Genomic DNA, 15,780 nt, shown 5'->3' on the forward strand with positions numbered 1-15,780 from the left:
ATGTACGTCGAGCTCAACCAGCGCCGCATCGTCGCGATCCCGCGACGTCCCGAGCCGCTCGAGATCACGATCAGCAACACCAGTGACGTGATCGGCGGCTACACGCTGCGCTTCCTGGGCGCCGACCCGAGCTGGATCGAGGTCGACGAGACCGAGATCTCGCTCTTCCCCGACGAGACGCGGACGATCACGGCCCTGATCACCGTGCCCGAGGGCATGGTCGCCGGCGACCGGCGGATCACCGTGCAGGTGCGCGAGCTGACGCCACCGGAGGCGACCAGCGTCGAGGAGGTCGTCCTCGTCGTACCCGAGGCGAGGTCCGTGCAGATGCGGGTCGACCCGATGGCGTTGCAGGCGGGCAAGGTCGGCCGGTTCGGGCTCCTCGTCGACAACACCGGCAACACCCCGGTCCACAGCCGCCTGACCGGCACCGACGCCGAGGGCAAGGTGCGGTTCGAGTTCCAGCCGCCGGTGCTCGACCTCCAGCCGGGCGAGCACGCGGTCGTCGAGATCAAGACCAAGGCGAAGCGGCCGTTCGTCGGCGGCCCGTTCGTCCGCGTCCTCGACATCGGCCTCGAGGACCCGCGCGTCGCAGGGTCCCCGTCGCCGGTCCCGGCACCAGCTCCCGAGAACGTCGACCACAAGCTCACCGTCAAGAAGCGCAAGAAGAAGAACCTCGCCGCACCCAGCCCGGGTTCGGAAGAGCCGGTGCTGGCCAACGCGTCCTTCGTCCAGCGCGCGGCCCTGGGGCGCGGGCTGCTGTCCCTGCTGGGGCTGCTCGTCGCCCTGTCGGTCTTCGCGATCGTGATCACGCTCGCGCTCTCACGGATCGTCGGGCAGTCCGCCGCAGACCGCAACCTGGCCCTGGAGATCGCGCAGGCCCGCAATGCGGCCGCCACGTCCGGCAGCAGCGGCATGTCCGGGACCGTCCTGCTGCTCACCTCCGGCGCACCCGTGCCCGGCGTCGCGATCGACGTCTACCCGGCCGACGACACCTCGGCGCCGGTCGCGACCACGGCGACCAGCAAGCAGGGGACCTGGTCGGTCTCGGACCTGCCGGCCGGCGACTACAAGATCACGTTCCGCGGAGCCGGCTTCGTGCAGCTCTGGTTCCCGCAGGCGCTCTCTGCCGACAACTCCGAGACCGTCACGCTCGAGGCCAACAGCAAGCGCGCCGGCCTCGACGTCTCCCTCGGCGGCGTACCGGCGACGATCACGGGCACCGTCCTCGGAGACGACGTGTCGGCGGCCACGCTCGCCCTCACGGTCCCGACCGTCGGCACCACCACTGGCGGCGACACGACGATGGGCGCCGTCGTGCAGACCGTCCCCATCGGCTCCGACGGGTCCTTCGAGCTCACCAACGTGCCCTCGCCGAGCGTCTACGACCTGGTCGTCACGAAGACCGGGTACGCCACCGCGAGCCAGCGCGTCGACGTCAGCGCAGGCGAGGAGCGCAACGGCGTCGAGATCACCCTGCGCAAGGGCGACGGCGTGATCTCCGGAGCCGTCAGCTCGGCTTCGGGCAGTCTCGGCGGAGTCACGATCACCGCCAGCTCCGGGCAGACGGAGGTCACGTCGATCTCCCTGAACAGCGGGGAGGTCGGGAGCTTCACGCTGCGCGGCCTGCCGACGCCCGCGAGCTACACCGTCGTCGCCAGCAAGCCGGGCTTCGCCTCCCAGACGATGACGCTCACCCTCGCCAAGGGCCAGAAGCTCACCGGTGTCGGACTGACGCTCGGCAAGTCGTCCGGGTCGCTCAAGGGCGACGTGTCGCTGCTGCCCGACCGGGCGCCCGCGGCCGGAGTTGCGGTCACCGTCACCGACGGCGAGCAGACGATCGTCACCGCGACGCAGAGCTCGGGGCAGATCGGCACCTGGAAGGTCGGCGGCCTCGCCGTACCCGGCACCTACACCGTGACGTTCACCCGCGCCGACCTCGCGGCGCAGACCCTGTCGGTCTCGCTCGACGCCGCCGGCCAGATCACTCCTGGATCGCAGGGTGGCACCGTCACCGCGGACGGGATCGCGGTGGCGATGCAACCCTCGTCCGCCATCGTGAAGGGCACGATCAGCCAGCCCGGGACCGGATCGAGCGCCGTACCGGTCGGCGAGGTGACCGTCCAGCTGAGCTCGGGCACGGCGACGTACACCGTCATCACGGCGTCGGTCCCGAGCGGGGACCGAGGCAGCTACCGCATCGAGAACGTCCCCCCGGGCACTTACACCGTCAGCGTCAGCCGCAACGGGGTCAGCCCGACGTCGACGATCATGCAGCTGAGCGCGGGCCAGGTGCGCGACTACAGCCCGGTCCTCGCAGCCGCGGCCTCCATCTCCGGCACGGTCACGCAGGGCGATGCGCCCGTCCCGGCCGGCTGGTACGTCGACCTCTACCGGTCGTCCGGCTACCCCGACGATCCCTACCGCACCGTCCGTACGTCGGCGGGCGGGTCGTTCACGTTCGACGACGTGGATGCGCCCGAGGTGTACGTCATCGAGGTCCGTCCGACCCGCGGCAGTGCGCCGCAGGGCTCGCGGACCGTCCAGCTCGCCGCCAGTGAGCAGCGGACGATCACCGTGAAGGCGGACCAATGACCTCGAGCTACCCCGGCACCGAGCCCGCACCCGGCCTGGTGGTGTCGACGCACCTGCGCACCGCCGCAGGCGCGGCGCTCCCGGTCGAGGTGACGCTGATCAACAACGCCTCCGCCCCCCGGGTCCTCACGGTCGGCGCGCTCGGCGTCGACGCTGCGTGGCTGCCCGCGCCGCTGCGCACGGCCGCCCTGGAGCCGGGGCAGAGCGTCGTCGTCACGCTCGTGCTGACGCCGACGCAGGGGACCGTGCCGGCGAGCTACCCGTTCGCGTTCACCGTGCAGGCGCTCGAGCCCGCGACCGGCCGGCCCGCCGGCGCTGCGGCCGTGATGGTCGACAGCACCCTGGTGGTGAACCCCCGCAACCAGCTCACGCTCGAGCTGCGGCCGCGGTCGGCCTCGACGGTGTCGTCCCGCAAGGTGAGGCTCGCGCTGCGCAACAGCGGCAACGAGCCGGCCCGGGTGACCCTGGACGTCAAGACGTCGCCCCGGGTGCGGGTGCGCTTCCGCAAGAAGGCGATCGAGGTCCTGCCCGGCGCGACGGAGGTGGTCCGGGGCCGGGCAACGGTGACGCACCGGCGGCTCTTCGGGGGCACCGAGCACCACACCTACACGGTCAGCGCGAGCGGCACCGAGTCCTTGCGGCACGTCGAAGGGTCGGTCGCCCAGCACCCACTCGTGGGCACGATGCTGATGAAGGCCGTGGCCCTGCTGTCCGTGCTGGCGATCTGGATCGGCGCGGCGGTCATCTTCATCCCGCAGCTGGCGAACCGGATCGGGGACCGGTCCAGCGAGACCAGCACCTCCACGACGGTCGAGGGTGACCAGGGCGGCGGCAAGGGCGGCGACGGCAAGGGCGACCCGAGCGGTGATGGCGGCTCCAGCGACTCGGGCGGCGGCTCCGGCGACAAGGGCGACAAGCCAGACAAGAGCGACGGCGGCAAGGGCGGCACCCAGCAGGCGGCCGACACCGACGACTCGGTGATCGCGCTGACCGGCACCGTCGCGGGTGAGCAGCCCGGCGGCGTACAGGTCAGCCTGAAGCCCACCTCGCTCGTCGACGAGGACGCCCAGGGTGGCATCGGGGTCGGCGTGCCGAGCTCGCAGCTCGGCAACACCGGGATGAGCCTGGCGTCCTCCTTCCTCAACCGCGCGCTGCCGACGACCCCGCGCAACCGGACGTCGTCGACCAGCGCGGACGGATCATGGGCGTTCGCCGGTGTGAAGAAGCCCGGCTACTACCTCCTCACCTTCACCAAGCGCGGCTTCCAGAAGCAGTCCTTCGTGATCGACTCGACCAGCGAGGCCTCGGCCGAGCCGCTCGAGGTGGACCTCGCCGCCGGCCAGGGGACGCTGTCGGGCACTGTCACCGGCCCGCGTGGCAACAAGGTCGGCGCCGCGACGGTGACGATCACGGACGGCACCAACACGATCACGACGAGTAGCAACTCCCGCGGCCAGGTCGGCCACTGGTCGGTCAAGGGTCTCTCGACCCCGGGTGCCTACGTGGTGCAGGCCGCCAAGCCCGGCTACTCCAGCGAGTCCCGGATGGTCGACCTCGCCGCGGGTGGGACCGCCGCCGCCGATCTGCGCCTGGTCAGCGGCGTCGCGAGCCTGATCGGCAAGGTGCGCACCACCAACCAGTCGGGCGAGCTCACCGGCATCGGCGGCGCGACGGTCACCGTGACCGACGAGGACGGCAAGGTGCGTACGGCGACGACCCTGACGCAGGGCGCCGCGGTCCCCGGCAGCAAGGCTCGGGTCGCGGCCGACTTCGTCGGCACCTACATCGTCCCCGGCCTCCCGGCACCCGGCACGTACGTCGTGACGCTCAGTGGTCCGGGCCTGCAGACCCAGACGAGCAAGGTGAAGCTCAAGCCGGGCCAGTCGAGGGCCGGCGTCGATGCCGACCTGACGTCCTCGTCGGGAGCGGTTGCGGGGACCATCAACGGGATGACGTCCACGGGCGGCTCGGCGGGGATCGTCGGCGCCGGGCTGACCCTGTCCAACGCCGACAACACCTACAAGACCATGTCGACCTCGCAGCCCGTCGGCAGCTTCCTCTTCGACGGCGTGGCCCCCGGCACCTACTCGCTCGAGACGAAGTTCTTCGGCTATGTCGGTGATCACGTCACGGTCACGGTGAAGGCGGGCAAGACCGCCACCGTCAACCGGCAGATCGTCCAGGTCGAGGGCGGCGTCCTCGCGGCCCGTTCCTCCGTGCAGGGCCGGGCCATCGACGGCAGCACGAGCCTGGCCGTCAACTGTCCGGACGCCAAGCCCGAGTGCCTGGTCGCCACCGTCCACGAGCCCGGCGTCGACGACGACACCAGCGACGACCACACCTACACCACCGACTTCCTGCCGACCGACGAGTTCACACTGCCGGACCCGCTCACCGACCCGGACGGCGGGCTGCTGCCCGGCCTGCACAAGGTCACGGTCTCCGCTCCGCACTACTCATCGGCCACCGCGAGCATCCAGATCGGCAGCGACCAGACCGCCAACGTCGGCACCCTCGCGTTGCTGCCCGCCCCCAAGATCGTCGGCACCATCACAGCGACCGTCGGTTCGCCGTCCGGCAACACCTGCGTCTGGGCGGTCCCGTACGACGGCGCCAACCCCGGCGCCGCCCCGCCCGAGGACTGCGACCTCACCCCCACCACCGGCACCTCTCGGGAGTGCCAGGCCACCGACGCGACCTTCCAGAGCGGCATGACCGGACGCATCTGCGCCTTCACCGCCGCCGGCACCGGCTCGTACACGATCGAGGTCCCGACGGAGGGCACCTACACGATCTACATCGAGCCGCAGGACCCCGAGTACCTCACGCCCAGCCCAGCGAACCTCGTGCTGGAGCCCGGTGCGAGCCGGAACCAGTCGTACGTCCTGAACCGCCTCGGACGGGTGAACCTGACCGTTCGCAAGACCGCTGTCTCGGGCGCGCTCGAGCCCGCCGTCGGGACGACCGTCACCCTCAAGACGACGGTCGACACCCCGCCGAAGCCGGCCGAGGCCACCCCGATCCCGGCCGATGCGAGGACGGCCGCGGGTGGCCTGATGCAGTTCGTCGGCGTGAGGCCCGGGGCCTACACGGTCGCGGCCGACGAAGGCGGCCTGAAGGACAGCCGACCCGTGTCGGTCGGCCTCAATCAGGAGGTCAACGTCCGGCTCAACCTGACCGCCCCGATCCCGGCCGTGGTCGGACGGGTGACGTCGAGCCTCGACGGCCAGTCGACGAACGTCCAGGGCGCCACCGTGAAGGTGACCGCACCCGTGAAGTACGGCGACGACGACGTGCCCACACCCGGGACCGTCACCATGACGACCAAGACGCAGGCCCAGGGCTCTCCGGGCTGCTTCATCATCGAGGAGGCCGGCACCGGCAATTCCGACGTCACGGGGACCGGCGGGTGCTCCTGGACGACGCCGGGCCCGACGGACCCGCCGGTGGACCCCTCGCGCGGCAAGATCACCTTCCTGTCGAACGTCGCGTCCCTGGTCGAATGGTCCGCACCGGGCTACATCACCGACAACGAGACCCAGTACACGCTCAGCACCTCCGCCCTCAACTCGTTCACCCTCGTGCCGCACGACGTGACGCTCGGCACCGTGAACCCGACCCTCAAGCCGGCTGACTCGACGTTCGACTGGAGCTCGGTCGCGTTGTCGGTGGTGCCTGACGCCGGCCCGACCAACGCGATCAGCGCCAAGGCCACCGGCCTCGGCACCGGGACCCTGGCCTGGGTGGACAGCAGGACCGGCAGCACGCCCGACATGGTCATCCCCGGGACCTACCGGATCACCGCGAAGCGCGCCGGATATCTCGACGGGAGCGGCACGCTCGTCTGCCCGATCCCAGTCCACTGGCCCGCCACCACGGACGTCTGCAAGTGGGACCCGACCGACGTCCTGTCGATGGAGAAGCTGTCGTCGCTCGACGTCACGGCGAAGCACGACGGCACCGTCGTGCCCGGGGCCACGTACGTCCTGACCCGGGGCTCGAGCACGACGCCGCTGCAGACACTCACCGGCGACCCGAACGGGGTGGTCTTCACCGGACTGGACCCGACGCTGACCGACTACAAGGTCAGCGTCCGATCGGCCGGCTACGACTTCGGTGTCACCACCCCGCTCGCGATCAAGTGCGGCGACGACACCTCGGTCGTCCTCGAGGCCGGTGCCACCACCGTGTGTGACGTCAAGATGCGCAAGCTCGGGACGATCAGCGGCACGATCACGGGCAAGCCGGCGATCCCGCCGGCCACCGAGCCGGTGACCGACCTCGCCGGCGCCGACGTGACCGTCACCGAGTGCACCAGCGTCGTGTCCGGGACCTGTCGGGCGCTCAGTGCGACGAACGCGTTCACGGGCAAGGCCGACGACGACGGCAAGTTCACCATCACCGGAACCGCCGACAAGCAGGGCCTCGACCTCGACAAGAACTGGCTCGTGACGGCGGTGTCGCCCGGTTACAAGCTCCCCGACGTCGCCTCCCCGGTGCAGCCCGGCACCCTCGTCCTGGGCTCGTCGTTCGATGCTGACGGCAAGGCGACCGGCAACGTCGAGATGCTGCTGAAACCGGTCAACGCGTCGGTCACGCTCCTCCTGGACTCCACCAAGGTGACGGGTGCGCACGTCGAGCTGCGGCGGCTCACCGACGCCGGCACCACCACCGAGTGGGTGCAGGACGCCGGGGTCTCGGGGACGTCGTACACGTTCACCAACGTCGTGCCGGGCTCCTACATCGTCGCCTACAGCGGCGCCGGTCTCCGGGCCTCGACGAGCGACGTGCTGATCGTGTCGGCCGGTCAGCTCATCAGCCTGCCCGTCGCACGCGCGGTGAACGTCGTCTACGGCACGATCACCGCCTCGGACGGCGGCGTCCTCAAGGATGCGACCGTGCGGGTGTGTGCGACCGCCGCCTGCACCACCGCTGCGCCCGGCGGGGACGGTGTCTCGATGCAGGTGGACACCGACGCCACCGGATACTTCGCCATCCGGATGGTCCCCGACGGTGACTACTGGGTGAAGGTCATGAAGTCCGGCTACCTCTCGCAGACGCTCGGGAAGTTCCCCTTCTCACCGGTGCTCGGTCCGGTCGCCCTGAACCCCACGCTGCAGGTGGTCACCCGCAAGGTCACGGTCACCATCACCACGCCGTGGGCCAACAACGACCTCGCGGCCGCGGGGATGAAGGCGTCGCTGACCCCCGAGGAGGAGGGGATGACGGCGTACACGAACGTCGCCCTCACGGCGGACGGCAGCACTACCTTCAAGGCGACGTTCGAGCAGGTCAAGTGGGGTTGCTGGACGTTCGCCCTGACGAAGCCGGCGGGGCACCTCGCTGACCCGGGTGCGTTGTCGGGTGGCCCCACCGACGCCGCGATCACCGAGTGCGACGGTGGCGACAACGTGATCGTCCCGAAGAGCGACGACACGACAGACGTGGCGGCGACGTTGGCCGTCGACGAGGGACGGATGGACCTCAGCGCAACGCTCGCCAACTACCCGGGCTTCGCCGCGGCCGGTCCCGGCGCCGTCCGGGTGACGGTGAAGCGCGGCACCAAGACCTGGTACACGAACCCTGCCTTCGGTGTCGGGGGAGCGCTGACCAAGATCTGGCTGCCGACCGGAGGGGGCGCCTACACGGTGACGGCCGAGCCGGCATCGCCGAGCGCCTTCTGGCCGGCAGTGTCGGTCGACAAGTCCGTGCCCGCTGCCCAGCCGACGCCGGCCGAGGCGGTCGCGGCGTCCCTGGTCCTGGAGGAGAAGGCCGCGACCCTCCAGGTCAACGTCACCGGGGCACCCCCCTCGGGGGCGACGCTGACGCTGACGCCGCCGTCCGGGGTGACGGTGCCGCCCGGCTACCTGCCGACGGTGCCGACCGGCGCGGACGGCAAGGTCGACCTGAAGCTGCCCGGCGGGAGCTGGACGGTGACCGCGATGATCCCCGGGGACGCCGAGAACGGCACGAAGGTACTGCTCGTCCCAGATGACTACCCGCTCACGATCGCCGTCGTCTGGCCGAAGGCCACGGGGGCGACGGCCGGCGCCCCCGGGTCGTTCACCCCGTCGACCTACGCCACGCCGGCCAACCTGGCGGCGCTCGGCGGAGTCGACGCGAGTCCCGCCACGGCGTGGACGTCCGGGCAGCACGTGGTCCTCGGTAACGACAGCAAGGCCTACTGGACGGGATCGGCGTGGGCCGCCGGCGTGGCCCCGACGCCGGCCACGGGGGCCAGCGCCGGCAAGCCCGGCGCGTTCACCCCGGCGGGGGCGGCGCTGCCGGCCAACCTGGCGGCGCTCAAGGCAGCCATCGACCTCGGGTCCGCCGCGGCGTGGACCAAGGACCAGTACGTGGTCCTCGGGGATGACAACAACGCCTACTGGGACGGCACGACCTGGAAGGCCGGCAAGGTCCCCTGAGAATCGGCGCCGAGAGTCAGCGCAGGGAGTACGTCGCGAGCGAGACGCCCACGTAGTGCGCGACGAACGCCAGGATCGTGCAGGTGTGGAACACCTCGTGGAAGCCGAACCAGCGCGGCCACGGGTTGGGCCGCTTGAAGCCGTAGACGGCTCCACCGAACGTATAGAGCGCACCGCCGACCACGATCATCGTGAACGTCGCGACGCCGATCCCGACCCCGAGCCTGTTGGCGCCGTCGAGGAAGGCCGGCAGGAAGAAGACCGCTGCCCAACCCATCGCGATGTAGAGAGGCACGTAGAGCCAGCGGGGGGCGTCGGTCCAGAAGATCCGGAAGAGCACGCCGAGGATCGCCCCGCCCCACACCGTCGCGAGCAGCACCCAGCGGGTCGTGCCCTCGAGGAGCAGCAGGCTGAACGCCGTGTAGGAGCCGGCGATCAGCAGGAAGATGTTGGCGTGGTCGAAGCGGCGCAGGAATGCCCACGTCCGCGGTGACCAGGTGCCGGTGTGATAGATCGCCGAGACCGTGAAGAGGATCAGGGCGGTCCCGGTGAACGCGGCCGAGCCGATCCGGGTGGTGTCGTCGGGCGAGAGCGCGATGAGCACGATGCCGGCCGCGAGCGTCAACGGGGCGGTCGCGAGGTGCAACCAGCCGCGGAGCTTCGGCTTGATCTCGGCCGTGATCTCGGCGACGGCGTCCTGCAGGTGGTCGAGCCCCGCGCGCATCGTCTGGTTCACGGACTGGTTCATGATGCAGAAGGTACCCGTAGGTAGGTCACGAAAACGCGTCGTGCGATGAACGCCATGTCAACACTCGCGGCATCCGACGCCGTACCATCGGGTGGTGGACTGGAAGCGGGGTGCTCGGCGGTTGCTCTATCCCGCTTACGAGGCCCGCATGCTGCGGCGGATGCCCGGCGACATCCCGAAGCACGTCGGCGTGATGCTCGACGGCAACCGCCGCTGGGCCAAGGCCGTCGGTCGTGACACGGCTCACGGGCACCGGGCCGGTGCGGCCAACATCGAGCCGTTGCTCGGCTGGTGTGACGAGGTCGGGATCGAGGTCGTCACGCTGTGGCTGCTCTCGACCGACAACCTCAACCGGCCTGAGGGCGAGCTCGCCCCGCTGCTCGACATCATCGGCGAGGCGGTCGCCTCGCTGGCCGACCAGCAGCGGTGGCGGATCCACCCCGTAGGCGCCCTCGACCTGCTGCCCGCATCGGTCGCCGAGCAGCTGAAGGCTGCGGAGGAGGCCACTCGCGACGTGGACGGCATGCTCGTCAACGTCGCCGTTGGGTACGGCGGTCGCCGCGAGATCGCCGACGCCGTGCGCTCGCTCCTCAACGAGTCGGCGGCCAAGGGCATGTCGCTCGAGGACCTCGCGACCGTCATCGACGTCGAGCACATCGCCGAGCACCTCTACACCAAGGGCCAGCCGGACCCCGACCTGGTGATCCGTACGTCGGGGGAGCAGCGCCTCGGCGGCTTCCTGCTGTGGCAGAGCGCGAAGTCGGAGTTCTACTTCTGCGAGGCCTACTGGCCCGACTTCCGCCGGGTCGACTTCCTGCGTGCGATCCGGACCTACGCCGAGCGCGAGCGACGGTTCGGGTCCTGAGAGTTCTGTCGGTCGGCCGGTGAAACTGTCGCCGGTCCCGCGAGTGTGCGAGGCCTACTGGCCCGACTTCCGCCGGGTCGACTTCCTGCGTGCGATCCGGACCTACGCCGAGCGCGAGCGACGGTTCGGGTCCTGAGAGTTCTGTCGGTCGGCCGATGAAACCGTCACCGGTCCCGCGAGTGGACGAACGGGTCCGTATTTCCGCCACGTGACGTTCACCGAACGGTTGGGCGTGTCTCCCACATCGGCGATCTGCGGGGCGTACTTTCCGAGGTATCGGGGAGTGGGGAAGCTCGCCGTATCGGGAGGCCCGTTCGTGAGTACTCACGACTGCACAGCGCAGCAGCAGCGTTGCTGGTGCGCGACCGGGAGCCGGCACTCCGGCGCTCGGGCTCGTTCCGGTCCATCAGTGTGAGTTGATGGCCGGACGCGGAGTGCCCGCCGGCCTGCGAATGGGGTGTCATCGTGCCGACCCAGGCTCAGAAGTCACAGCGTTCCTCCTCCGCCGCCGCCAAGACCCGCGCCCCAGCTGCGCCCGGCGTCCGCACCTACGTCCTCGACACCAGCGTGCTGCTGGCCGATCCCGGGGCGTTGAAGCGGTTCGCCGAGCACGAGGTAGTGCTCCCGGTCGTGGTGATCACCGAGCTGGAGGGCAAGCGGCACCACCCCGAGCTGGGCTTCTTCGCCCGGTCTGCGCTGCGCTCGCTCGACGAGCTCCGCGTCCTGCACGGCCGGCTCGACGAGCCGGTCCCGATCGGTGACGAGGGCGGCACGATCCGGGTCGAGCTCAACCACACCGACCCGACCTCGCTGCCCTCGGGCTTCCGCCTCGGCGACAACGACACCCGGATCCTCGCGGTGGCCCACAACCTCTCCGAGGAGGGCTTCGACGTCACGCTGGTCTCCAAGGACCTGCCGCTGCGGATCAAGGCGTCTGCCGTCGGGCTCGACGCCCAGGAGTACCGCGCCGAGGCGATCAGCGACTCCGACTCCGGCTACTCCGGGATGGCCGAGCTGGAGGTCGCTGCTGCCGACCTCGACGAGCTGTACGACGACGGCGTGCTGGATCTGGAGGCCGCCCGTCAGCTGCCCTGCCACCAAGGGCTGGTGCTGCTCTCCGATCGGGGTACGGCGCTGGGGCGGGTCGGCCCCGACAAGCAGGTGCACCTGGTCCGCGGCGACCGTGAGGCGTTCGGCATCCACGGCCGCTCGGCCGAGCAGCGGATCGCCCTGGAGATGCTGCTCGACCCCGAGGTGGGCATCGTCTCGCTCGGCGGCCGCGCCGGCACCGGCAAGTCCGCGATGGCGCTGTGCGCCGGTCTCGAGGCCGTCATGGAGCGGGGCCAGCACAAGAAGGTCGTGGTCTTCCGGCCCCTCTTCGCCGTGGGTGGCCAGGAGCTCGGCTACCTCCCGGGTTCGGAGAGCGAGAAGATGTCGCCCTGGGGCCAGGCCGTCTTCGACACCCTCGGCGCGATGACCTCCAAGGAGGTCATCGACGAGATCCTCGACCGCGGCATGCTCGAAGTGCTGCCGCTGACCCACATCCGCGGGCGGTCGTTGCACGACGCCTTCGTGATCGTCGACGAGGCGCAGTCGTTGGAGCGCAACGTGCTGCTGACGGTGCTGTCGCGGATCGGGGCCAACTCCAAGGTCGTGCTGACCCACGACGTCGCCCAGCGCGACAACCTCCGGGTCGGCCGGCACGACGGCGTCGTGGCGGTGATCGAGAAGCTCAAGGGGCACCCGCTGTTCGCCCACGTCACGCTGACCCGCTCCGAGCGCTCGCCGATCGCGGCGCTGGTGACCGAGATGCTGGAGAACGTAGCCCCCTGAACCTGGTGCTCCTGGGTCCCCTGTGAATGCTGTGACGGGGGAGGTGGCCAACCGGCCATTTCTGATGGCCGGTTGGGCCGTTCGGTTTGCAACCACCTCCTCCGTCAGGCAGGGTGGCCGTGATCTTTCCGTGACCTGGCGACAGCGCCGTCGTTGGTCGGCCCTTGCCAGCTACCCGGATACCCCGAAGCCTTGTCGAAGCACAAGAAGTACGTCCCGAAGCACCGTCACGCACCTGAGCCGACGCTGCGCGACGCGCCCAAGAAGGCGCTTCGCACCGGCGTCGTGATGACCTCGGTCGCGGTGGCGGTCACCGGCATCGCCGTGTCCGGCGGCGTGGTCGGTGCGCAGTCGCAGGTCGCAGGCACCGCCCAGGACGTCGGGTCCACGCTGACGGATGCGCAGGCCGACACCGATGCCGCCGCCATCGACCGGTCGGTGACCTCGCGCTCGGCGGACCGACGCCGCGAGGCCGACCCGGTCAAGGTGAGCAAGCTGTCGGCCACCAGCGGCCCGGCCACCACCGGCTCGGTGGACGTCAGCGACGGCGACCCCCGCGACATCGCCCGCGCGCTGATGGGCCAGTTCGGCTTCGGCGCCGACCAGTTCGGCTGTCTCGACTCGCTGTGGACGCGCGAGAGTGGCTGGAACCCCAGCGCCGACAACCCGTCGTCCTCCGCCTACGGCATCCCGCAGGCCCTGCCCGGCTCGAAGATGGCCTCCGCCGGGGCCGACTGGGCCACCAACCCGGCCACCCAGATCATGTGGGGCCTCGGCTACATCCAGGACCGCTACGGCAGCCCCTGCGGCGCCTGGGCGCACTCCGAGTCGGCCGGGTTCTATTAGGGGCCTCCAGGGATACCCGGTCAACCGGGTATCCCTGAGCTTCTCGGGCACTGCACTGCCCGAGAACCTCATGAAGTGCCCGAGGAGTGCCGCCTACGGGTGAGTCATGGACTCCACGTCGAGCGCCTCGTCCAGCTGTGCCTCGGTGAACTCGCCGCGCTCGACGTACCCCATCGCGATGACCGTCTCGCGGATCGTCGCGCCCTCGGCGAGGGCCTGCTTGGCGATCTTGGCGGCGGCCTCGTAGCCGACGTACTTGTTCAACGGCGTGACGACCGACGGCGAGGACTCGGCGTACTGCCGCATCCGCTCGGCGTTGGCCGTGATGCCGTCGACGCAGCGCTCGGCGAGCAGGCGTGAGGCGGCCGCCAGCAGCCGCACCGACTCGAGCACGTTGCGCGCCATCACCGGCATCGCGACGTTGAGCTCGAAGCTGCCGCTCGCGCCCGCGGCGGTCACGGCGGCGTCGTTGCCGATCACCTGGAAGCAGACCATCAGCGTCGCCTCGGGGAGCACCGGGTTGACCTTGCCGGGCATGATGCTCGAGCCGGGCTGGAGGTCGGGCAGGTGGATCTCCGCGAGGCCGGTGGTCGGGCCGGACGACATCCAGCGCAGGTCGTTGCAGATCTTCGTCAGGCCCACCGCGACGGTGCGCAGCACGCCGCTCAGCTCGACGAGGGAGTCGCGGGTACCCTGGGCCTCGAAGTGGTCGCGGGCCTCGGTGAACGGCTGACCGGACTGCTCGGACAGTACGGCGATAACGCGCTCGGCGAAGCCGGGCGGGGTGTTGATCCCGGTGCCGACGGCCGTGCCGCCCAACGGCAGCTCGCGCACCCGGGGGAGGACGGACTCGAGACGCTCGCCGGCGTACCGCACGGTGGCGGCGTACCCACCGAACTCCTGACCCAGCATCACCGGGGTGGCATCCATCAGGTGGGTTCGGCCCGACTTCACCAGACCGGCGAACTCCTCGGCCTTGCGGCTCATGCTGCCTGCGAGGACGTCGAGGGCGGGGAGCAGGTCGTCGGCGACGGCCAGGGCGGCGGCCACATGGATCGCAGTCGGGAAGGTGTCGTTGCTCGACTGGCTGGCGTTGACGTGGTCGTTGGGGTGCACCTCGGTGCCGGCGCGCCCGGCGAGCGTCGCGATGACCTCGTTGGCGTTCATGTTCGAGCTGGTGCCCGATCCGGTCTGGAAGACATCGATCGGGAACTCGTCGTCGTGCTCGCCGGCGACGATCGTGCCTGCGGCCTCGACGATCGCTGCCGCCTGCGCGGCGTCGAGCACGCCGAGCTCGGCATTGACGGTCGCGGCGGCGGCCTTGACCCGTCCGATCGCATGGATCAGGGCAGGCTCGATGGGGGTGCCGCTGATCGGGAAGTTCTCCACGGCACGCTGGGTCTGGGCACGCCACAGGGCCGCGCTCGGCACCCGGACCTCGCCCATGCTGTCGTGCTCGATGCGGACGTCGTCGGTCACGGGGGTGCTCATGCCTCCGACGCTACCCGCGCGAGGTAGAGCCAATACATCTCCTCGCGGTCCTGCAGCAGCACCTCGTGCCCGGAGCCCTCGGCCGAGTCGAACACTGCGGCCATCGCGTCGGCCAGCTCGGGTGCCTCGGCCGCCGACCAGACGGCGAGCACCCCGCCGGGCCGCAGGACGGCCCGAGCACTGCGCAGGAAGGGGGGTGCGGTAGAGCGCGGCGTTGTCCTGGTGGACCAGGTAGCCCGGGCCGTTGTCGACGTCGAGCAGCACCAGGTCGTACGACGCGGGCGGGGCCTCCGCGAGCGCGACCGCAACGTCGGCCACCACGACGGTGACCCGCTCGTCGGCGAGCAGCGCCGGCCCGTGGGTGATCGTGCCGTCGCGCATCCAGTCGACCAGGGACTGCTCGATCTCGACGACCGCCACCTTCTCCACCCGGGAGTCGGCCAGCACCTCGTGCATGGTGAAGCCCAGTCCGAGCCCGCCGACGACGACCGCCGCTGGTGCTTCGACGGATGCCAGGGCCTCGGTGGCCAGCGCTCGCTCGGTCGCCACCTCGAGCGTGTCCATCACGAACACGCCGTTGGCGCGCAGCTCCAACGAGCTCGGCCCACCTTCGGGGCGCCGCTCGCGCAGCACCAGCTCGCCCCGCTCCGACTCGGCCCGTGCGATCTCGACGTACTCCACGGGTCACACGTTAGGTGGCCCGGGCGATGTCTCAGTCGAAGATCTCGCTGAGCCAGCTCTCCTTGCGCTTCTTCTTGTAGTGGCCCTGCTGGGCGTAGCCCTGCGGGCCCTCGCCGTACCTCGGGGCGGGTGCCGGCGCGGCCGCCTGCGGCGTGAAGGACCGCTCGAGGATCTTGTCGAGCTCGCCCCGGTCCAGCCACACTCCGCGGCAAGTCGGGCAGTAGTCGATCTCGATCCCGCTGCGCTCACTCATCGTCAGCGTGGTCCCATCGGTGGGGCACTGCATGTCGTGTCCT

9 protein-coding genes and 1 pseudogene are annotated in these 15,780 nt (G+C 70.5%); 6 read left to right on the forward strand and 4 right to left on the reverse strand.

Translation table 11 applies throughout. The annotated features are described in order from the left end of the window. A complete protein-coding gene (locus tag ABEA33_RS23005; RefSeq protein ID WP_345529413.1) occupies nt 1-2,595 on the forward strand; it encodes a carboxypeptidase regulatory-like domain-containing protein in 2,595 nt (864 codons plus the stop codon). Further along, the gene (locus tag ABEA33_RS23010; protein ID WP_345529414.1) at nt 2,592-9,020 is read left to right on the forward strand and encodes a carboxypeptidase regulatory-like domain-containing protein; all 6,429 of its coding nucleotides are present in this window, start codon (nt 2,592-2,594) and stop codon (nt 9,018-9,020) included. Before ABEA33_RS23005 ends, ABEA33_RS23010 begins: the two co-directional genes overlap by 4 nt. Before the next feature lie 16 nt (nt 9,021-9,036). On the opposite strand, the gene trhA is transcribed toward ABEA33_RS23010, so the two are convergent. After that, nucleotides 9,037-9,768 carry a PAQR family membrane homeostasis protein TrhA gene (gene trhA, locus ABEA33_RS23015; protein WP_345529415.1) on the reverse strand — a complete coding sequence of 244 codons (732 nt, stop codon included), beginning with the start codon at nt 9,766-9,768 and terminating at the stop codon, nt 9,037-9,039. Nucleotides 9,769-9,859: 91 nt separating this feature from the next. Here trhA and ABEA33_RS23020 point away from each other — a divergent pair, with 91 nt between their 5' ends. The 4 genes from ABEA33_RS23020 (at nt 9,860) to ABEA33_RS23035 (ending at nt 13,312) form a co-directional block, all read left to right on the forward strand. Beyond that, the gene (locus ABEA33_RS23020) at nt 9,860-10,633 is read left to right on the forward strand and encodes an isoprenyl transferase (RefSeq protein WP_345529416.1); all 774 of its coding nucleotides are present in this window, start codon (nt 9,860-9,862) and stop codon (nt 10,631-10,633) included. A gap of 19 nt (nt 10,634-10,652) precedes the next feature. Beyond that, entirely contained in the window at nt 10,653-10,769 is a 117-nt protein-coding gene (locus ABEA33_RS23025) for an undecaprenyl diphosphate synthase family protein (RefSeq protein ID WP_425577465.1), read from the forward strand. A gap of 329 nt (nt 10,770-11,098) precedes the next feature. Continuing rightward, on the forward strand, nt 11,099-12,466 hold the full coding sequence (phoH2, locus tag ABEA33_RS23030) for an RNA 5'-3' helicase PhoH2 (protein WP_345529417.1): 1,368 nt from the start codon (nt 11,099-11,101) through the stop codon (nt 12,464-12,466). Nucleotides 12,467-12,658: 192 nt separating this feature from the next. Continuing rightward, nucleotides 12,659-13,312 carry an aggregation-promoting factor C-terminal-like domain-containing protein gene (locus tag ABEA33_RS23035; protein ID WP_345529418.1) on the forward strand — a complete coding sequence of 218 codons (654 nt, stop codon included), beginning with the start codon at nt 12,659-12,661 and terminating at the stop codon, nt 13,310-13,312. Nucleotides 13,313-13,405: 93 nt separating this feature from the next. Here the strand turns inward: ABEA33_RS23035 and ABEA33_RS23040 are convergent, their stop codons facing one another. The 3 genes and pseudogenes from ABEA33_RS23040 to ABEA33_RS23050 form a co-directional block, all read right to left on the reverse strand. Continuing rightward, entirely contained in the window at nt 13,406-14,803 is a 1,398-nt protein-coding gene (locus ABEA33_RS23040) for a class II fumarate hydratase (RefSeq protein ID WP_345529463.1), read from the reverse strand. A 306-nt stretch (nt 14,804-15,109) separates the two neighbouring features. Further along, nucleotides 15,110-15,367, reverse strand: a pseudogene (locus ABEA33_RS23045) (spermine/spermidine synthase domain-containing protein); the annotation flags it as partial. 148 nt (nt 15,368-15,515) lie between these two features. After that, nucleotides 15,516-15,770, reverse strand: coding sequence for a TFIIB-type zinc ribbon-containing protein (locus ABEA33_RS23050; protein ID WP_345529419.1), 255 nt, complete (start codon nt 15,768-15,770; stop codon nt 15,516-15,518). Nucleotides 15,771-15,780 lie beyond the last annotated feature (10 nt).

Source organism: Nocardioides endophyticus (assembly GCF_039543845.1).
Classification (GTDB): domain Bacteria; phylum Actinomycetota; class Actinomycetes; order Propionibacteriales; family Nocardioidaceae; genus Nocardioides; species Nocardioides endophyticus.

Excerpts from the sequence above, each read along its gene's own strand:
- ABEA33_RS23005 (WP_345529413.1), top strand. The coding sequence starts at position 1 with ATGTACGTCGAGCTCAACCAGCGCCGCATCGTCGCGATCCCGCGACGT.
- ABEA33_RS23010 (WP_345529414.1), top strand. The coding sequence starts at position 2,592 with ATGACCTCGAGCTACCCCGGCACCGAGCCCGCACCCGGCCTGGTGGTG.
- trhA (WP_345529415.1), bottom strand. The coding sequence starts at position 9,768 with ATGAACCAGTCCGTGAACCAGACGATGCGCGCGGGGCTCGACCACCTG.
- ABEA33_RS23040 (WP_345529463.1), bottom strand. The coding sequence starts at position 14,803 with ATGAGCACCCCCGTGACCGACGACGTCCGCATCGAGCACGACAGCATG.
- ABEA33_RS23050 (WP_345529419.1), bottom strand. The coding sequence starts at position 15,770 with ATGCAGTGCCCCACCGATGGGACCACGCTGACGATGAGTGAGCGCAGC.